The 20,277-nt window shown below is 37.2% G+C and carries 13 protein-coding genes and 1 pseudogene; 5 read left to right on the top strand and 9 right to left on the bottom strand.

All coding sequences use genetic code 11. From position 1 onward, the window contains the following. The first annotated feature begins 27 nt into the window (after window positions 1-27). From dptG to AB2N10_RS05715, 5 genes are all read left to right on the top strand, one after another. Entirely contained in the window at window positions 28-417 is a 390-nt protein-coding gene (dptG, locus tag AB2N10_RS05735; protein ID WP_369434473.1) for a DNA phosphorothioation-dependent restriction protein DptG, read from the top strand. Then, window positions 398-5,521, top strand: a complete 5,124-nt coding sequence (gene dptH / locus AB2N10_RS05730) for a DNA phosphorothioation-dependent restriction protein DptH (RefSeq protein WP_354625259.1) — start codon at window positions 398-400, stop codon at window positions 5,519-5,521. Before dptG ends, dptH begins: the two co-directional genes overlap by 20 nt. After that, window positions 5,518-6,651 carry a PIN domain-containing protein gene (locus tag AB2N10_RS05725; protein WP_354625260.1) on the top strand — a complete coding sequence of 378 codons (1,134 nt, stop codon included), beginning with the start codon at window positions 5,518-5,520 and terminating at the stop codon, window positions 6,649-6,651. The genes dptH and AB2N10_RS05725 overlap by 4 nt, the downstream gene beginning before the upstream one ends. Before the next feature lie 99 nt (window positions 6,652-6,750). After that, window positions 6,751-8,814 (top strand): hypothetical protein, encoded by a 2,064-nt coding sequence (locus AB2N10_RS05720; protein WP_354625261.1) that lies wholly within the window; start codon window positions 6,751-6,753, stop codon window positions 8,812-8,814. Then, window positions 8,815-10,062 carry a hypothetical protein gene (locus AB2N10_RS05715; protein WP_369434472.1) on the top strand — a complete coding sequence of 416 codons (1,248 nt, stop codon included), beginning with the start codon at window positions 8,815-8,817 and terminating at the stop codon, window positions 10,060-10,062. Between the two features lie 4 nt (window positions 10,063-10,066). Here the strand turns inward: AB2N10_RS05715 and dndE are convergent, their stop codons facing one another. From dndE to AB2N10_RS05670, 9 genes and pseudogenes are all read right to left on the bottom strand, one after another. Then, a complete protein-coding gene (gene dndE / locus AB2N10_RS05710) occupies window positions 10,067-10,417 on the bottom strand; it encodes a DNA sulfur modification protein DndE (RefSeq protein ID WP_354625263.1) in 351 nt (116 codons plus the stop codon). Between the two features lie 6 nt (window positions 10,418-10,423). Next, on the bottom strand, window positions 10,424-12,424 hold the full coding sequence (dndD, locus tag AB2N10_RS05705; protein WP_369434471.1) for a DNA sulfur modification protein DndD: 2,001 nt from the start codon (window positions 12,422-12,424) through the stop codon (window positions 10,424-10,426). A gap of 1 nt (window position 12,425) precedes the next feature. Then, the gene (dndC, locus tag AB2N10_RS05700) at window positions 12,426-14,192 is read right to left on the bottom strand and encodes a DNA phosphorothioation system sulfurtransferase DndC (protein WP_354625265.1); all 1,767 of its coding nucleotides are present in this window, start codon (window positions 14,190-14,192) and stop codon (window positions 12,426-12,428) included. A gap of 1 nt (window position 14,193) precedes the next feature. Next, entirely contained in the window at window positions 14,194-15,285 is a 1,092-nt protein-coding gene (gene dndB, locus AB2N10_RS05695) for a DNA sulfur modification protein DndB (protein ID WP_354625266.1), read from the bottom strand. A gap of 219 nt (window positions 15,286-15,504) precedes the next feature. Beyond that, window positions 15,505-16,951: pseudogene (locus AB2N10_RS05690) on the bottom strand (DNA phosphorothioation-associated putative methyltransferase). A 158-nt stretch (window positions 16,952-17,109) separates the two neighbouring features. After that, window positions 17,110-17,544 (bottom strand): hypothetical protein, encoded by a 435-nt coding sequence (locus AB2N10_RS05685; protein ID WP_369434470.1) that lies wholly within the window; start codon window positions 17,542-17,544, stop codon window positions 17,110-17,112. A 576-nt stretch (window positions 17,545-18,120) separates the two neighbouring features. Further along, window positions 18,121-18,396 carry a hypothetical protein gene (locus AB2N10_RS05680; protein ID WP_369434469.1) on the bottom strand — a complete coding sequence of 92 codons (276 nt, stop codon included), beginning with the start codon at window positions 18,394-18,396 and terminating at the stop codon, window positions 18,121-18,123. A 358-nt stretch (window positions 18,397-18,754) separates the two neighbouring features. Beyond that, window positions 18,755-19,162, bottom strand: a complete 408-nt coding sequence (locus tag AB2N10_RS05675; protein WP_354625269.1) for a hypothetical protein — start codon at window positions 19,160-19,162, stop codon at window positions 18,755-18,757. Between the two features lie 28 nt (window positions 19,163-19,190). Beyond that, on the bottom strand, window positions 19,191-20,255 hold the full coding sequence (locus tag AB2N10_RS05670) for an amidohydrolase family protein (RefSeq protein WP_369434468.1): 1,065 nt from the start codon (window positions 20,253-20,255) through the stop codon (window positions 19,191-19,193). Window positions 20,256-20,277: the final 22 nt, after the last annotated feature.

Below are 20,277 nucleotides of genomic sequence, written 5' to 3'. Positions count from 1 at the left end.
AAAGAGAGCCGAGAGTTAAATCTAACCTTGAGTGGAAGTGAAAATCCACAAGATGTGTTAGCAGATCTACTTAAACTCAGCCGAATGCAGTTTGGTGCAAAAGAATCACGTCATGAGATAAACAAACTCTACGTTAAAGCCACTGAGTCTGAATTCTGCAGTCACTTTGCGCAGTCTCGCGGACGAGCTGGTCGTGTGTTGGTCTTTAACCAAGACTACCTATTGTTATTAACCAACTTAGCCATTGGTGAGCAAGAAAAAGTTCGTTTCCACGAGTTAATTAAATCCTTTCAATCAAGAGGCGTATTTTTTGATAAACAGAGCCAACAAGCCTTAATCTGTTTTTTTGAGCGTATTGGTAATGTTGAACGTATGAGTGATAGTGGAGATGCAGTCTATGTCAGAAAAACAATTTGAGTTCTTTTTAACTGAGCAATTTTTAAAGTTAAACGAGACAAAGCTACAGCATGGTTACCGTTATCAGTTCCAATCGCCAGATAACAAAAATAGCCAACGTTTATACGATGCATTCACTGCAAAAAGTGATGATCAAATAATCATTAAAGGCACCACCATTAATGTATTAACCTGTGGCAATACAAAACTATTACCCGTTTTGCATAGTGAAAATGGCAATGGTTATTCAGAGAATTTTATTTCACACCTGCGTGATAAAGTTGCTGGTCAGCAAAGTGACTTTAAAGGCTGTGCATTATTAGTTATTCATAACAGTATGTTGGACACGTTAATTAATTCTGCTGAAGATATCGCTCAAGATGGCAGTGTTTGGCACCCTGAAAAAATTAAAGATGCGTTGAAAGACTTGATTGATCCTCACGCCAAAGATCGTAAAGTTTCTGAATGTTTGTTGGACCACCGTTTTGCACAGATAGTGGAAGATGGTGCAACTATGTTTGGTTTTGAAGAGCTTTACAAAGCAATTTTAGATGGTGATTTACAGTTCCATGAATTGGGGTTATTAGATGATCCTGAAATATTAAATTGGAGCGGAAAACCAGAGCAAATCAACAAACGGTTAGAAGAAAACAAAAAGCTTTTTGATCGCATTAATACGGTAACTGAACGTTTCTCAACTGAGCTTGAAGAGAAGTTTGCCGAGAATGATTTCAGTGACAAATTTGTCGCAAAACATTTCGCCGATGAAAAATTAGATAACTGGAAAACAGAGCTAACATTTGCCGATTGTTTAGAAGAGAAAAAGCGTAATGTCAGCAATGTGTTAGAGCTAGAGTCAATTGACTCGCAGCAAGTTGATAAACTTGCTAAGAAAAGTAAATCAGAAAACAATGCGGGTAAACGCGAACAGCATATTATTTTACCCCTACAACCAGGGCAGCAGAGCTTTGATTTGTCATTAACCTTCATAGGTGGAAAAATAGAGAAAAACCAACTTAAACTGCAACACACCAAAGATCCAAGTATTGAAATTCAGCAACCTAATAATAGTGGTGGTAAGCGTAGTAAAGTAACGGTCACTGGTGCTTTTGCTGGCGAGCCAACCTACTTCAGTTTGGTATTAAAACGAGATAAAACGACTGAGTGTTATAAGTTCCGTGTATTGGTATTAACAGCAGAGAGCTTCTACCTACCAGCGTTTGAGAATATCTTTTTAGTTGAGCCTAATAAACAACGTATCACCCTACAAATTGAAGATAACAGCTTTGTGATTGCTGAGCAGGGCAATAAAGCCAAGTTAACGCAAACGGGGGAAGTCTTTAATAACGAAGATATCCAAGAGATCGATTTTGAAACGCTAGCAAATGAATCAAACGATGTAATTTTTGAGGTGACGAGCCCAACGGGAAGCTTAACCTTTAATGTCGAAGGGGCTGTTGCATCAGATTCACTCTCTTTACCACTTATGTTAGATACAGGCCGTTTTGTTCAGCTATTTAAAGATGATTACTTCGCGTGTTTTAACCGCAATAAAAATAAAGTGTTGTTAGACAATAAAGAGGTCGCGCCGAAAGGGCGACGTTTAACACTGTTGCAACGCGAAGCAGACTTTTTAGATAAACAATTATTAAACCAACACGTTGAACCTCAACGGAGTGTAGATCTAAAAGCGATTGAAGCAGATTACCCAGAGGTTTATCTCGCATACCTGCAGTTATTTGAATACTGCACAAGCAATAAAACACTGCCAAGTCTATCTAGCTGGGGGGATGAGTTTAGAGAAATCGTCTCTGAATTAGTTACCAATTATAACCAAGCGATAGCGGCCATTGGTTATGATGTGATGCTAACAAAAGCGGAAAAACTACTCGTTAATATTGGTTACGCGCAATACCAAGAAAACGAAGAGTGCCATGAATATATAACGCCATTTCATCCGCTAATATTGGCTTATCATTTGGGTCTAGCAACGGCCATAGTTGACGATAACTGTAACGATAACAGCAGTTTTAAAACATTACCTAAAGTAACGTTAGACCGTTTAAATGCACGTGGTTTATTACCATTTGTATACCATCCTAAACATGAGTTTGCTTTTACCAAGTTAGAAAAAGACAACTGCATGTGGTTAGCGTTAGTCCCTCATCAAGAAACAAGTTATAGCTACGTGCGCAAACTGGTGAAAGATAAAGTCACAGAGTTTAAAGATGCTTTTAGCTCTCTGTTTACAGCGGGTAGCAAAGCGACATTGATTATCAACTCAGTCAATAACCATAAAAATGTAGAACTGTTTATGGGGCTGGTGGATTACGTTAAAACGCAAAAAGACAAAGTCTGCCACATTCATGTGAATTTATATGATGATAAAGAAACACGTTGTGAATTTGACCGCTTTGCAGAAACAGCCAGTTATGACGAGTTAAAATCACACTATGGTTTAGATAAAGGTGCGCTGAAAGAACAAGTCGATACGATTATCGATCTGTTACGCACGCGTTTAACCTATAGCAAGTTCCGTAACGATGAGTGTGAAACCAACCCTCAAGCCTATGCACACCTAAGTTTTTTCAGAAATCATCATAAAGTAGAGCCAACAGATGTGAACGTATTAGAAGAGCTCAGTGGCGTGGTTTGTCATGGTTTATTAGCGGGTGAAGCTGCTGATAGTAAAGAGGAAAGTTATTTCACTGCCTTTGGTTTAAAGAATGTTGAAACAGAACATAATGCACATCTTAGCATGGCGCAACGCCTTAATGGTTTGATTAAACCAGCACGTAAAGCCAATGTGCAACATGGGCGGGCAAACTCGTTAGCGCTAGCAGTGAGCGATGATTTTAAAACATTGCTTGAGCGCTCTTACGATAACTCTATTTGGACCACCATTATTGACCCCAAGGTCACCTTAGACTTTTTTGAAAGTGCAAAAGATATGGTGTTGATCCATTACTCCGATAACTACACTAACTCAACCAACTACGATGCTATCACCGTAACCAAACAGACTGACCTGTACAAAAAAGTATTAGAGCAAGATCAAGGGGGCATTATTGAAGAGTTTAATGCCTTTAACGGAGAGTGGTTGCTAAAAATGATCACCGCTGGTACTAATGAGCGGAAAGAGAAAAAAGGCATAATTGGTGCTTATAAATATGTTAACTGCTTATTAGCAAAATCAGATATTACCTGGGTGCCGTTGTCAGTCGCAGAGATGGTGCGTGTTGCAGGTAATATCGGTTTAAAAATGAACGACAGTGATTTCTCGCGTAATGTACACGGTTATAAATCGGGCGCGATTTCAGATGATGTGTTGTTTGTCGGTTTTAAAGAGAATCAACTCTACCTATTGCCGCTCGAAGTAAAAGCTGGGCTTAAACAAACCCATAAAAAAGGGGTAGAGCAAGCTAAAGAGTTAAAACGCTATTTAACGCAGGATATTCTAGGGCGAGATGATTTAGCGGGCCACTTATATCGCGGTTTGTTTATACGTCAGATATTAATGCAGATAGATAAATACAAACTTTATAACCTGTACCAAGCCGATTACTTTGAGCCGATATTAGAACTGCGTGAGTGGTGGTTACAGGGCGATTATCAATTAGCTGAACTGCAAGACTACCCCGAAGGGTTTTTAGTGGCGATGGTAGAGAATGACACCTTCTTTGAAGCAAGCTTTGAAGAGGTACAAAACATTCTTAAAATTCAGCTACCAACTGCTAATTTAAATCACCTAGTTAGTACGCCATTAACTACATTAATGGCGGAAGCTTGCTCAGATACCTTAAGTAAAATACCTGAGCAATATCTGTTAGCTGAATCTACCAGTGTGAAAGCCAAAACAAGCAACTCTGAAGAAAATGAGAATACTAAAACAGAATTTGTAGATGACTCAATAACCAATGACAACACCAAAAAACCTGAGCCTGTATTAGAAAATGAGTTAGATAAAGTCGCAGAGGTTAAGGGCACATATGATCCAAATGGTAACTTGAAGGTGTTGGTTGGCCATAACGTACGTGATGATCAATCTGTTTTTTGGGAGCCTACAAATACTGCCAAATTCATGAATACCAACTCGGGTATTATTGGCACCATGGGCACGGGTAAAACACAGTGTACCAAAGCGGTGGTAACCCAGCTATATCGTGACCAGCATAAAAATGTAGATGGCAAACCGATTGGCATTCTTATTTTTGATTACAAATCAGACTATGTAGATGACAAGTTTATTGATGCCACTCAGGGTAAAAAATTCAATCTACATAAATTACCTTATAACCCGTTAAGTTTGTTTGGTGATACGCCCATGTTGCCTGTGCACACCGCACGAGGTTTTGCTGAAACCATGGGAAAAGCCTTTGGTTTAGGGCAAAAACAACAGCTTAAATTACGTAAGTTAATCAGCGAAGCTTATGAACTTGCTGGTATCCACAAAGCAGACCCTTCAACGTGGAAACAATCAGCACCAACCATTGCCGATGTGTGGGCATTGTTTGAAGAGAGTGAACCGACTGAAGACTCACTTTATGCAGCGTTAGAAAGCTTAAATGAGCTAGAAATATTTGAAGATGATGTCAGTAAATGCACAAGTTTGTATGAACTCGTTGATGGTGTAACCATCGTTGAATTAGCGGGGTATCCTTCAGAGGTACAAAACCTAGTGGTGGCGTTAACGCTAGATCTTTTCTATTCGCAAATGCAGAAGAAGGGTAAACCTGAAGTGCAGGGGGACTTCCGCCAAGTGACTAAACTCGTGCTGGTGGATGAAGCCGATAACTTTATGTCGCAGAACTTCCCAAGTTTACGCAAGATTCTAAAAGAGGGGCGTGAATATGGGGTGGGAGTGATTTTATCAACACAAGATATCACCCATTTTAAGACCAGTGAGAATGATTATTCAACTTATGTTTTAAGCTGGATCGTACATCGTGTTTCACAGATTAAAAATCAGGATATTAAATCGATTTTTAATAAAGATGATAAGCAAGAACAAGAAAACCTAATGAAGTCTATCCGCGAATTAGAAAAGCATTACAGCTTGTACGTGGATGGTGATAAGAAGATAACAAAAATTAAAGACAAAGCGTTTTGGGAGTTAGTTAAATGAAAAATAACTTCCCTGGCTACATTGATGATTATCTCGAAAACAATGTATTAACAAGTAAAAAAGTGCTAGTAGCTTTTGATACGAATATACTTTTAAACTTATACAGATACGAAGCTACAGTTGTAAAGGAAGTTTTATCTCAATTCAAATCCCTTAAACAGAACGATTACTTTAAACTTTGGTTACCACATCAAGTCGCTTTAGAGTTTAATTCGAATAGGAAAGTAACGATTCAAAACTCTAGTAAAATACACTCTCAAGTGGTGAGTAAGTTTAAATCGTTTAAGAAAGAAATCGATGGGTTGGCAAAAATTGGTGGGCAGAATAGTGAAATACAGCCTCTTAGGGAGGAGTTAGGTGAGAAGTTTGATGAAATTAATAATATTATCACTGCGCATCTACCTGTCAAAAAAAATAATTTTAAAACAGACAGTGTAATAAAAGATGTATATGAGTTATTTGATGGAATTGTTGGTGCCCCTTACTCAAAGAGTGAAATGGAAGGTATTGAAGAAGAAGGTTTGTATAGATATAAATACGGCATTCCACCTGGTTTTGAAGATGAACAAAAAGAGCAAGTAAGTAGTTATTCGGGCATCAAAATATCTAGTAAATATGGTGATTTGATACTTTGGAATCAGTTAATAGATCAAGCCATTCGAGATGAATTAACCGTTATTCTAGTAACAGGAGATGCAAAACCAGACTGGGTATCTAAAGAGTTTTCTAGAGTTAGGCCTGAGCTGATAACTGAATTTAGATTAAAAACAGGACAAGATTTTTACGTATTAAAGCTTGAAGATTTTCAGCGTCATTTTAAAGATAAGTTAACACTTCAGCTCTCTAAGCAAACTACAATACAGATTAAAGAGTTAACAAAAAATGATAATAAAAGTTGGTTAGGTGATATCTTTGACGCATTTTCCCATTTTGAGCGAGCGTTAACTCTTAAAGAAATATATGAATACATATATGAAAACTCTGATAGAAATTTCCCTCCTAGTTGGGAAGTAATAATTCGTCGAACAATTTACAATCATTGCTCTGATGTTGTGGCATATCTTGGTAAGAATGACTATTTTGAGAAGCTAGACAGTGGTATGTATAAAATGAGAAATAAGAATACGTAATTTATTACGGTTGTGTTTATTGACCAATATTGAAAAAATTATAGTGTTAATACTACTAAATATTAATTTCATGCACGAAAACTAAATAAAGAGATATACATGAGAAGAATAAATAAAGATGAATATAGTTATGATTTTAAAAGGTCTGGAGCTTTTGGCGTTTTTGAGAGTAATGGTTCTGTACCTGTTGAGTACTTAATGACAACTTTTTCGATTGATGAAATTCCACATATATCTTTAGCTAGAGATGTTAGCTCTAGTCTAAATTTCGATTACTTAATACAAAGAGATATTGATCAGGAACGAGCTTTAAGTGAAATTAGTAGGTATATAACTTCTGTGGATGGGGCGCCGCAAAAAGAAATTGTATTTCTTCCTCCATTATTGGTATCAGTAGTTGAAACTGATAGTAGCAACGATTTACTACCTTATTACCCAGATAGTAAATTAACTACGCATAAAGATGAATTTGGAGATGTTATAACTCGAGAGTGGCCTGGCTTATTTAAGGTCACTAATTTTGGTGCAAATACAGGAAATGAAATTGAATTTAATACTGTTGTAACGGGTAAAAGTAAGGCTAATATAGATTTTGGGCAAGCGAAAGTTGAGATTAATTTAACCAAAAAGAAAATTAAAGGTGGTAAATTAGTCGTTATAGATGGTCAGCATAGATTGTTTGCTTTAGAACATTTAAGAATCCATGAATACAGCAAAGTAAAAAATATTGTATTGCCAGTTTGCTTAATATTTTCTTCTCATTCATGTAAGTCTTTAACTATTTCAGATGCAACGCCTCCAACTATATCAACTTTTATGAGAAGTTTATTTGTTGATGTAAATTCAACTGTTGAAAGAGTGAGTGGACATTTTTTAACACTATTACAAGATAATACTCTAGGTTCAATAATTTGTAGAGACTTTTGCAATGAAGTTTTAACGTCCACAACCCTTGGTAAAGATGCGCTTGCTCTCATTGAGTGGAATACAAAAAACCATAAAGAATCGTTAACAATCACTAGAGACCACACAATCACTAGTATTGGTGTTATTAATTCTGCTTTCGAAGAGTCTTTTAAATCTCAATCTGGAATTCGCCTAATTGCCGAAGTTATTGGTCTCAAGTCTACTATCAATAATTTTGATTTTGGGGTGGATGAGTATGAACAAATTAACCCTATGCCTAAAGATTTTCCATGGAGAGATTTTTCGCTTCAGCATAAGAAAAAATTGACTGGCTTGGTGAATGAAACAATTACCAATTCATTGATAAAAATATTTTTTGAAACTAAGCAGTATAAGGAATCTTTTGAGTTATTTAAGTCAACTTTAGATACAGTGATCGAGAAGGTTATTGCAAGTAGAGATCCTCTATCGGAATCGGCTGAATTAGTAAAAAATCATTTGTTATTTAATGATCCAATTAGTAGTGAAGAAAAATCAGCTAAAGCATTATTAGCTAGATATAAAGAAACGTATTCTGAGAAAAGAAACAAAGTTTTACCAAGCATTGCAAGAAAAACAATTTTCCAAAAGTCGATTATTGAGTCGTGGTACAAATTACTTGAGGTATTGATTCCTAGGGGGGTGCAAGTAAATAAAGTAACTGACATATTAATTCTGTTGTTAGAGAAAACGTTAGAAGATAACGCTAAATTATTTGATTTAAATAAATCTCATGTACAGGGAACTATTTTTGATGGGAATCGGATAAAAGTCACTAGGGAATGTAAAAAGCAACTGTCACGTTTAATGCTTTCATTTTTATCTGCTCATGAAGTTTGTTGTGAAGTTTTTAATGTTGAGGGAAATTCTGAAGAAATAGTAGATGTATTACATAAATTAGGTATTAAAGAGTTAAGTACTTATTATCAAAAAATGATTATTGAGAAAAAGAATAGTTTTGTTAAGTCATATAAATCTAATTTTTCAATACCTAGTTTTGAAAGGGAGCGTCTATTAATTGCAGAAGAAAAACGAGATAATAATTTGAAGAATGCAAAAGATAGTGCAAGCAAGATTGACGCATCTAAAGAGTTTGATGCATTGGTGCTTGAAATACTGTCTGAAGAATTGGAATTCGCCGATAAATCGCTTGCAAACAGCCTAAATCAAAAAGAAAGTGAAATAATTTATATTGTGAATGGCTCAGAGGAAGAGTAATTGAGCTGTGTATATCTTTTTGATGCAAGGGAATCATCAATTGCTGAACTTTATATTGTTTCCACTATTTATAAAGACCTTCATGTAATTGTTAAAAATTTCAGTGAGATTGAGCACATTCGCTCAACTTTGAAACTTGAAGGTTGCAATGCCTTTGCATTTATTACTTCTGATTTAGAACTGAGTTCACTGGAGATATTATATTGTTTGTTTGAAATATCTAGGGATGTTTATATCATTAATGAAAACAGTATGCCTGTTTTGAGTGAATTTTCATCAATTTCGAATAGATGTCTTGAAGGTGAAGAGTTACATTTCATGGAGTTTTTATCTTGTTTTACTGATTTCAAGGAGATGATAAGGAGGTTGAATGCCCCTATAGAAATTGGGGAAGTAATTATTAGATGTTTAAACTCTCTAGAAAATATTGCAAACCTGAATATGCAGTTAATGTATAAGGGGAGTTTTCTTAATAAAGCAGAAATACATAACAGAGAAAATGATACGTGTTTTGATAATATTTGTTTGAAAGAGTTCGTCGAAGGGGAGAAAAAATACAGAGAAATGTTTGAATCTCAGATAGTTATTTCAGAAACCTTTAAGATTAAAAAACTAGATTTCTTTAATTTGGTAAATGCTGTAAGACCAAGTAATTCAAATTCAATTCAGCTTATAAATGGGTATCCAGTTGTATATAAATTGTACTCATCCTATTTGTTTGAATGTGCCAAAATAAAGAAAAATTTAGGCTTTATATCTAGCTCATTTATGTATTTCTTTAAATATCTAGAAACTTATTGTGATGGTTTTCTAATTTATGCTGGTTTAGGCGAAATTAATGACTATTATAATAAAAAAGGGGAATTAAAAAGACCTGATGCCTTATTAGTAAATGGTAGCTTCATACCTGGGTTCGGAGGGAAATGGGCAAAAATAATTAACACATCAGAATTTTCAAATATACCATCAAATTTAACTATGTATCTGGAGGGGTTAATTAATTTACGAAATAATTTTATTTTGACACATGGTGATGTACGTTTTAATTTAGAAATAATAGAAGATATAGAATTGAATATTTTGCAGTTTATTACTGCTATTGAAGTTGAATGTAATCAAGTTCACAACAATTGGAATGTTATTATTGATAAGTTGATAGAGTTTTGTAGTTTTAACGTAAGTGAGGAATTGAAAAATGTATTTACGGAGAACCTTTTGTTAACTGTAACAAAAGATTCAACATTATGATTTTTTAAATAGCTAATGCTAAATGAACAAAATTTTTATGATTTCTCAACGAAGCAATCCCATCTTCAACATGTGCCGCCCAGGCGGCCATCTTCTCTTTTTCATCTAACTCAGGGTAGGTGAGTTTTAACGTCAGCTCAGTTACTAATTGGGTATCACCCAACCACGTCACTTTATCTAATACCAAGCTACCGTCTAGCTTTTTCGCAGATTCCACTGAGTATCTAAAGTCAGACTCGATAGAGCGGTAAAAGGCGATACGTGAAGAGACATTCGGTGAAATACCCGTAAACTGCTTCAGTTTCTTTAGCTGCTCTTCAGTGGTTCTATTTAGGTTCATTCTATTGGGTAGCATCTTAATTTACCTCCAATGCAGCTTTTGATTTCTGTTCCCAGAAATACCCCTCTTCAGGCTTGATGATTTGGTTGCACCATCAAACTGAATTTCAAAGGCGTGAGAAATTTCATTTTTAAAGAGGGTGTTATTAAAGTAGCTTTCATCAATCTCGGTATCAGTTGATAGAATAATCACCTGATGACTTGCCTCTGGGAAGTAATGCTCAATCAGTTTATCTCGGTGTTTTGAGTCTAAACGACCTAATGGTGTATCGATAATAATCGGTAGTTTTTTACCCGATGTTTTACCTAGCGCCTCAAGAATAGAAATCGCATAAATCTGCTTTTCACCCGCTGATAGCGCTTTACGGCTAATGGCATGCTTTTTGTCATCAATCAGTTCAACATCAAAGGTTGTTGTGTTAATACGTGCAGAAAGCTTTAAATCGTCTTTGCGGGCTAGTTTCTGATAGCTTTTGATAAACTCAGCTTCTAGCTGTTTAACACGGACTGCAGTAAGTTTTTCACTAAAGTCAGCCAACATGATGTGCGCATTTTGTGCATTGCTTAACGAGGCTTCAGCATTAAAGGCAACTTTGTGTTTATCGTGTAGTTTCTGAATTTTACGTGCGAGTTCAATTGCTTCACGGTATTTACGTTTTGCTGCTTCTGTTTTCTCTTTATGCTCTAAAATCGCTTTAGTACGTTTGCTAGTTAACGCTTTAACGTTATTCAACTGTATCTCAAGTTGCTCTTGCTCTGGTGCTCGAGCAATGTTGACTGACAGGGCTGCAATATCCTCTTCAACTTCTGCTAAACGTTGGCGTGCTTTATCAAAGCGATTAAACGAAACGGGAGATTGCACATTGATTTGCGCTTCTATTTGGCTCAATTCACGGTCTGAGATGTCGAGTTTTATCTCGGTATTATGCTGATTTGATTCCCAATCATGCAAACATTTTCCAATCGTTTCGATAGCAGTTGTTGCATCACTCATTTCAGCGTTCAGCTTCCAAGTTAACTCGGTCATAAACGCTGTTAGCTCTTTGTTAAAGCTATTTGCTTGTTTAGTTGCTTTCTCTTCATTAAGTTGCGTTAACAGCTTTTGTAGTGTTTTAGGTGCAAAGGAGAAGGGCAGGTCACCCTCTATTTCACTGCGCACTGTTTTCTCAAGCTGTTTGCGTTCAGCATCTAGCGTTAGTTGTTTAGCTTTCTCTTGCTCTCGGCTACTTGCCCAAGCACCACCACGAGATGACAGTTCAGATTCTGCGTTATCAATCTCTTTAGCGACTAAATCTATTTTTGCACGGCTTAATGAGGCTTGATTAGTGAGTTCCACTGCTTCATGTTCAGCATTTAATCGTGCTTTATCTAGCTTGGCAATTTGTGTTTGAATATTTGCTGGCATCGCTGCAGCATGATGACGTTTTAGGTAAATGGCTAAGTCACTACGTAAACGCTCAACCACATCAATACCGAGTAAACGTCTTACTGCTGTTTGTAATACTTGACCCGATTCATCTTCTGCTAACTCTGCAATTTTCTCGCCATCAAAGAAGAACAGGTCTGCAATGCCCGTTGGAATAAGCTCGGTTAAAAAGCTTTGGCATTGGTCGTAATTTAATTGGGTAAGCTCTTTGCTGTTCTGTTCAAGCGTCAGTTTATCTCTTTTACCGCGCTCCCAAGCGCGGGTTACTTTGTATTCGCTTTCAATACCATTATGGCTATGGTTGAATACTAACTCGATAGATGATTTGTTATCAGAAACGCCCACACCGCGATGAATGAGAGCATCTAGCTCTTTTTGGTATTCAGGTGTCGATAAACCACGGCCAAAGGCGATACGACCATACAATGCAACACGTACAGCACTTAATATGGAGGTTTTACCTGCACCGTTTAAACCACCAAACAGAATGATTGGCTTTGCTGATTCTATTTTTTTTTCTGTACGTGGTGCAAGGTCGATTTCGTGAACGCCACGAAATACGCGAAAGTTATTTACAATAAGGCTCTTGATGATCATATTAAATATCCACCTTGCTTTGTTGTTCTAATTTAGCAAGCTCTGCTTCGTATTGGCTGATTTGATCTTTATGTACATCAAAGTCTGATTTACTTTGCAGGTTATGATGCTTCTCTTTAATCTCTTCCAGCGTGCCCCAGTCTTGTTTTAGTAGGGTGCCGATTTTATCAAACACACCAGTACGGCGACTTAATCCTTCTAATGAGATTTCAAGGTCGAGTAGCTTTTGAATCATCTCTGCAGAAACATCATGTTCAGCACCTAATTCATGCAGAATCTGCGCTTCAATTTCACCAAAGTTGTTATTGTCGTTGATTATCCAATCTAAGTCTTTACCATAAATACTACGGTAGATTTTAGGCAGTGAATCAGCCCAATCTGGTTCATTGGGGTCGTTTAACCACTCTTGGCGAATTGCATGTAGTTCAGGTTGGGTGATTAAGGTAACTTTGTAACCATCTTCGTTGAATTGTTTCTCTTGGGTTAATAGATGTGCTAACCATTCTTTACGGAACTTCATCATATATGGGCCAGGAATATGAGCACGGTCAATCGTTAACTCTTCGTCACTCTTAGCACGTTGATAGCTTACTTTACCCGTACGTCTTTTGAAGTTACGGTATTTAGATTTGTTCTCAGGAATACCTGTTTCAGAAAGCATGTTTCTAAAATCAAGTAATGGACGCATCCACTCTTCGCCATTTTGAATCAAGCTTTCCATTGCTCGGTCTTTGTTCACTACCGTACATGTCCAACAACCAAAACGAGAGTTACCGCAAGAGGGGGTGCTATCATCAATGACCATTGGGCACTCACCTTGGTCTGATGAATCTTTGTATAGATTCCATAGGGTCATGTTTTTTGAGCCCCACGGATTTTCCCACTCTAGATCGTATTTATTTAACCACTTTTTACCAATGCCCATAGGGGAGATCGTTACCTCTAAACTACAGGCACGTAAGATTTTCCAAACATCATCCATGCTCCAAGTATCGATTGGTGTATAGATAAATGCATTCGCTAAGGTGGTATGACGAGCTAACCGTGTATTTTCAATTTTATGTTTTGCAATCACCTGAGCACGTGAGGCACTTTCTTGACTACGAGATCCTAATACCACTATCACTTCATCGTATTTTGCGACTTTATCAGTGATAAAGTCACTCACTGGATCAATCTTCATTCGCTCTGTACACCAACGGAAACTCTGCGTTGGCGCTGGGTAACCTTTACCCAATAAACACGCCCAAAAGGTTTTATCTGGTTTTGGTAATACTTTATGGGTAGTGATCGGTAAGTTATCACGTCGAGCTTGATTAGCAATGCTCTCTAATGATTTGTTTACATGGTCGATAACTAGTGGTGTTTCAACTAATGTGTCAGAGGCAACGACGTAAATCTCTTTTGTACGTTTATCTTCATCCAGCGCCAATAATGCTAAATAGATTAATGTCACCACGGCTGATGAGTCTTTACCGCCACTGTAACCAATCACCCACGGGCGGTTGTCTGCACAATAGACGTTTTGCACATCTTTGATAAAGTGTTTTAAGGTAAAGCCATCATGGTTTTTCTCTTCACGTAATAACTCTCTACATAGGTTGGCGCTTACTGTATTTTTTAAATTATCTTCAAGCGCATTATATTGATTTAACTGCTCTGGTAATGAGTTGTGATTGTTATAGCGTTTAAAACCAGCAAAGAATTCGTTTTCAATATAGTCAACTTGCTCTTCGTCTAGGCCATCGGCTCTAAATAGATCAGCCATGTTATGCCTCTGTTTTTGTTATATGTTTGTTTTCTAAGGTGCGCTCATCGGGCGTTAACGCCAAACCTAATGCCGTTTTTAGCGCATTGGTGGTGAGTATTATATTGGTTGAGGCTTTGCTAAGTCTGCCATGCAACATGCTACGTTGTGCCCACTGCGGGTTAGACTTACGCCAATCAACGTCTTTAAGTTTTTTAATTGTTTGTTGCCAGTCATTCGGTTTAGCCGTTAATAATGCGCAACCAAGAGAGCCTAAAGCATGCAAACCTACGCCATGCGCGTGCACATACTCCTGACGGAATTGAGATGGGGAAATCTCTTTGTTTAATACCATCTGCCATTCTGGTGTCGCATCAAATACTGCTTGCCAGTATTCATTAGATAGCTCTTTCTCTTCTTCACTGAAACCATCTTTCATACCTTTACCCATTAGCGCTCTGTTGGCCTGTTTTAAGCTACTTAGCGTAAACAGCTTGCTACTTTTAGAGCTAACGCTAGATTTTTCCATCTCGGTAAAACCAACGAAGGGTTTTATATGTTGCGCTTGGTACCTTGCTAAATCAGCACTTTCATCACGTAGATCATATAAAGCACCGAGTGATGGGCTTGGTTTCACTGCATGTTTGTTCAAGTCTGCAAACATCTGCTGACTACGTTTTAAGCCTTCATCAACAAAAAAGACAACCGCAATGTTGTCGTGACCTAAATCTGGATTTTCTTTTAAAGCGGCTTCTATGGCTGCTCGTCTGTGTTGCCCATCATTGATAAGTATTTGTGCATCCATTGGAATACTTAACGTACCTAACCCAGAGAGACCTACCTCTGTGAATTTAATAGAGGACGCTACAGAAGCGGTAATCGCTGAAAAAACATAATCATCTCGATTTTCTGCAAGATAACGTGCCATTTCGGGAATACGTGATTTATTCAGAGTACGTTGAGCGCGTAGTTCAGGCGGTACTTCTTCTTCATCGAATACAAAAATTTTGGGAATAGTGTTTAACGGACAGGTCGCAAGGTAGAAAGGCTTGCCAGCTTGCATACCACTTACAGCAGGGAAAGAAAAACAGTAACCATCTTGAGAGTTATTCATAATATACCTCCTACGTTAAGTTTGACGTAATAATAAGTATAGCGCGTTATATTTAACGTACTAATTGCTGTTTAGATGTTATTGGTATAACTGGAAAGTTAGATATTCTATAAAAAAATAAGGATGAAAGCACTGTTTTCGTCAAGATTTGACATTAAAATGTCAAGTGAAACGTTAAATCTGCCGTTTGGTTACGTTATGTGGTTGCGTGGTGGGTTTTTATACAGCTCCCTGTTTAATAGTATATCCTGCAATTGTTCTATTTATAATCGCTAATTGGTTTTCAAAAGTCCCTCTTGAAATTAAAATATCGACGTTTTGTTCAAAGCCAAGTAATTTGGCTAACCGCTTATCAAAACTCAGCTGTTTTTTGTAATTATCAAAGCTCTCATCAATATAAGCACCTTTGTTAAGCAGTGGTGGTCTTCTATTTTCATTAATGTAATCAAAAAAATCGATATCTTGATCAGCCATTTTGATTTTGATGCGCTCTTTTAGGAAGGGAACTGCTTTGTTTTGAAAGTCGTCATAACCTGTGAGAGTGACTTTACCTGATGTGATATGGATTTTAACTAGGTCGATATCGTCATCTAATTCACCGTACATTTGTAATGCTGCATCAACATAAACACGTAATAAGAGAGGTAACTCGCTTAAAAACTGTTTGTGTAATATGAGTGAGTGGCCTTGGTTCATCACACTTGCTGGTAGGCTTTGGTGCGCTTTAATACATTGCTGTTCAATCAACTCAATATCGGAAATGGCAAACAGTAGCTCTGTTGCAAGGTTTATTGCCGTTTTGTATTCGCCAAACAATGCTTTTATATCGCGCTTTAGGTTTTCTGGTTGTTGGGTGTAGGGTTTGCGTTTTTCAAACAAACTGATAGCAAAGTAGGCGAGTAAATCTTCTTTGCGTTTATGCTGAGCTTGTTCAAATTCTGAAGTGTCGTAAAGCTCTTCAAGCAGTGAAAAGGTCTTTTTGAATGAGCCTGTTAATGCTTTTACTTGTTCTGCTTGTATAAACTCTTCATTCGCTGGAATGCGCCCAAGCTGTAAACAGCGTTGCCAAAAGTCATTATAAAGCGCTTGGTTTTGGGTGATTAGTAGTTTGGCTTTGTCTTTTTGTAATAGGCGTGTATCAACGGGCGCTGGTCCGGTGAGTTGTTTCCAACTGTGATGGCGTTTATATCGGCTCTGTAAGTAATTTTGCTCTGCAATTTTGTCTTTGAATATATAAAAGATACCGGGGGCTACGGTCACAGCCATTTCATCTAAGTGGCGCTCGATGTAACTTTTTATTTCACTTTGTGCGTAATATTTTTGGAAGGTGTTCAGAGGTGATCACGCCATCTTTGTAGGGGGTAAATTGGTTTATATAGGTTTCGTTCGCCAGCATCACCGAAACCACTAAAAACTGCTCGGTTAGCTCCCAAGCGCCGAGTAAAGCGGCCAACCGTTCATCTTGATCTTCGATCACATTGAGTACAAAACCAATATTTACAATATCAGAAGTGACTTTGTCGTTATCTGGCTGAAAGTTTGGGTCCCACCCCATTGCATCTAAACCGTGTGCTTCTAGCTCTCTTAAGTCGTCACCACGGCCACAACCGTAATCAAATACGGTGTGATCACCAGCTAAAAATCCACTTTTAGCGAGCGTTTTCATGGGGGCTGAGAGTTCATGGCGAACAATCGCGGTTTTGTGGCAATCAATACTGTTTTCACTTTCTGTTTGTGCAACTGCGGAACAACGAAATAACCTGCCATCAACGAGCTCATAACCATGGCGGTTAATTAAGTTAAGCCATGATTGTTTGAAACCGATTATGCGCGTGTTTTCATATAACCCGCATTTTCCCCCTCGTTGGTTAATTGAATAAAATGTTCGTAATGAGGGTTATCTTCTAAGACCATGGTTTCTTTACGATGCAAAATGGGTGGATTGTCAGATTTTGTATAGTCGGTAATGCGATGAGACAACTTACCTAAATCAACGTTAATACTTTTGTGCAGTGCAGGATAGGAATCAGTGTAAAACCCGGGATAACTGAGCAGTGATAAGCGAAAGTCTTTTTTAAATAACTTTACTAAATGCCAATCGTTTTCATCGATGCTTAAGGCTTTAGCAACGGCGGGAATAAAGCCCTTTAACGTGTTAGGCAGTTCGGAGAACGCGTCTTTATGCAGGTAGAGTGCATCGGGTAATTGTTTACCTGTTTTTATCTCTTTAACTAATTTTGCAAATAGCTTTGCGTCCATGTGTCACCTATAAATTGAGTCTCGTCGTTAGACAATTGCTTTATCACCCGTTGCGCCTTTTTAAGACTTTCCGTCTTCATCACCTTTATTATCTGCTCCAAAGGGGATGCGAATAGGGTAGTTTCGACCATAAAAATAACAGTTAGCAAACGTAACTCATTAATAACCTATTGTGCAATGATGTGCATCTGGTTATACCAATTACATTAAGTATGTGCTATAGAGCAGCTATTTACTGTAATTGGTATTACCAACACCTTAACGAAAATATCGCTTGCGGTTCTGTTTGTTTTAGCAATTCCGTTACAGTGTCTGTTTAAGCGCTTATAGTGATTCAGCTTGAATAACACTCTGATCACTTAGGTAATTGCATTGCTTGTGTTGATAGCCATTGAGTAGTTGATTGACTATTTTTTCTTTATGCAGAAAGGCCGTCAATGATGACGGCCTTGAATAATCTAAATAGCTTCAAACGCTTTTGCAAAGGGCTTAGGGTGTTTGTGAAATCTAATATGGTCTTCTGATTTTAGTGGTTTACTTCTTTGTGGAAACGGCTTGGCTAGGTAGCCCCAGTTGTCATGTTTTGAAAAGTAAATCACAAAATCGATATTTGCATCCCCACATATTTTGTACTACCACATCTTCGTTGTTACTTTCTAGAGTTTTAATTTGAATACGATAATATTTTTGACCGTCTGCAATGAGTAAATCAGTTTTCATTCCGTGGTCAATTTTAGGTTCGTATACTTCCCACCCATCGTTGAGTAACCAGCTTGTTGCTAGTGTTTCAAAAGAGATGTTTTCGTAGTGCTTTTTTGAAGATTGTTTCGGTGCTTGGTTTTTTATAGGCATAGTGATCCCAATTTAAAATTGATGCCGTATGACAGGTATGGCTTCCTGTAAACGAACCAAGTAGGCATAACGCACTACTCCCAATTTCAAATCACTATATAGCAGATTGCTTATATCGATTAGTAATGGCGGCCGGCCATGAAACTTTCCTGATAGGAAGCATTTCATTAATACTAATCAGGCTGATGGCCTGTGAATTGTATGTGTGGATAAAGTAACACTAAAAAATAGAGTTACAAGTTATTATTTTTTGAATGTAAATAAGTGTGATCTGATTACAAAATATGCTAATGCAGGATGCTTCGGTCAATTTATTTACCTTTCTTTAGCCGGGCAAAATTACTGTGCTACTGCATGTCTATTCTAAATTATTTTTTTCTCTTCGTAAGAATGCAATGAATAACACGCCTATAGAAACAGATAAAGCAATTAATATTTGAAAGGTAGCTACATGACAGGTCGATAATGGCGCTAAAGCTGAAACATCTATCCCAGTTTCCTTACCTAAATCTATTGCAATTTGGGCTAGCTGCTGTAACTGCTTTTGTCCATTTGTTAATGCTAAATTATTGCCAATACAAAATGCTAGATAGGCTACAGCAATTATTAATGCTTCCTTGAAGCTTTTCGTTGCTTTTTGACTCCCTATAACGAAGCCTGCAACTGAAATTGAAACTACGCTGAAATAATCCCACAGTTTGTCAACTTGTGAATAATGGGCTTGATATAGGCTAATTGCTTCAAATACACTATTAATATCACTCATATTCTTCTCCTGTCACTAGACACAATTTTTACTTGCCATAAAGGTATGTTTCTGGATTTTTACGTGTTATTAAATCAAAGTGTTTTGGATTTAATTTATCTTGGATATTGGTTGTTATATCGTTTTCTTTAATTTTATTGCTTGTTGCGATATAAAAGTCGGTACCGAATAAAATACGCGAGTTTATCGGGGCTTCTTCTTCCATCATATTAGCTAGCACATTTAGGTTGTTAGATTTTGCACTACAACTGTAGCTAATGTCAGTGAAAAGGTTTGGATACTGATTGCTGTTTATCATCTGTTTTATGATGCTATGCCAATGGTCTGGATTTTTGGGGTTAATACTTGAGGTACTGATGCTCTGCCAGTCACTATCACTGCCAAAGTGTGCAAGGCATATTCTTAATTTTTTAAATTTTTTTAATATTTCTATGTAATGTATTGGGTTCATATATTCGAGCGCAGCTTTTCTATTTTTGGCAAAGCGTCGATAGCCCTGATAAACATCCCCTTTTGCACAATGTGCCATTAATGGAAGGTTCATTTGCATGAGGTATGGATAAATATCATTGATGAGCACAGGGTGATCAGGGCGGTAGCCCAAAGGTGGGTATATTTTCACTCCTTTAATCCCATTTTGTTCAACAAGCTCTTTTAATTTTGATAGTGCATTGGGTTGCCTAGGATCTATGTGTGCAAACGGTATTAATTTATCTCGATATTTCTCGTCGTTACAAAGTTCGACTAGCTCCTTATGTTGTTTATCAATATTTTCTTTTACTTTTCCTCGCTCCATTAACTCCATATCCATGGGCAAAACTATAAATTTCATATTAGGGTATTGTTTGTAACAACTTATTAGTGCATCTGCATTTTCTTGTTGTGTATCGCGATAAGCTGTTTCTACAAATCCTGCATATCGATGTGCCAAATCATTTTCAGAAAATGGAATAATAGTTTTCATCACAGTTTGAATGATTTTTCTTAGCCATTTAATCCGTGCAGCTTTTACAAAACCTAAATAGAAATATCGGTCGGGTATGTGTTTATGGGTAAATATATGAGTGTGGCAATTATAGATATATTTTGTCATGTTATTGCCCTCTTAGGGCGAG

Source organism: Psychromonas sp. MME1 (assembly GCF_041080865.1).
Lineage (GTDB): Bacteria > Pseudomonadota > Gammaproteobacteria > Enterobacterales > Psychromonadaceae > Psychromonas.
This window is presented reverse-complemented; position numbering and strand designations above follow the sequence as displayed.

Coding starts and splice junctions, on each gene's coding strand:
- dptH (WP_354625259.1), top strand. CDS start 398: ATGTCAGAAAAACAATTTGAGTTCTTTTTAACTGAGCAATTTTTAAAG.
- AB2N10_RS05725 (WP_354625260.1), top strand. CDS start 5,518: ATGAAAAATAACTTCCCTGGCTACATTGATGATTATCTCGAAAACAAT.
- AB2N10_RS05720 (WP_354625261.1), top strand. CDS start 6,751: ATGAGAAGAATAAATAAAGATGAATATAGTTATGATTTTAAAAGGTCT.
- dndE (WP_354625263.1), bottom strand. CDS start 10,417: ATGCTACCCAATAGAATGAACCTAAATAGAACCACTGAAGAGCAGCTA.
- dndD (WP_369434471.1), bottom strand. CDS start 12,424: ATGATCATCAAGAGCCTTATTGTAAATAACTTTCGCGTATTTCGTGGC.
- dndC (WP_354625265.1), bottom strand. CDS start 14,192: ATGGCTGATCTATTTAGAGCCGATGGCCTAGACGAAGAGCAAGTTGAC.
- dndB (WP_354625266.1), bottom strand. CDS start 15,285: ATGAATAACTCTCAAGATGGTTACTGTTTTTCTTTCCCTGCTGTAAGT.
- AB2N10_RS05685 (WP_369434470.1), bottom strand. CDS start 17,544: ATGGACGCAAAGCTATTTGCAAAATTAGTTAAAGAGATAAAAACAGGT.
- AB2N10_RS05680 (WP_369434469.1), bottom strand. CDS start 18,396: ATGCCTATAAAAAACCAAGCACCGAAACAATCTTCAAAAAAGCACTAC.
- AB2N10_RS05675 (WP_354625269.1), bottom strand. CDS start 19,162: ATGAGTGATATTAATAGTGTATTTGAAGCAATTAGCCTATATCAAGCC.
- AB2N10_RS05670 (WP_369434468.1), bottom strand. CDS start 20,255: ATGACAAAATATATCTATAATTGCCACACTCATATATTTACCCATAAA.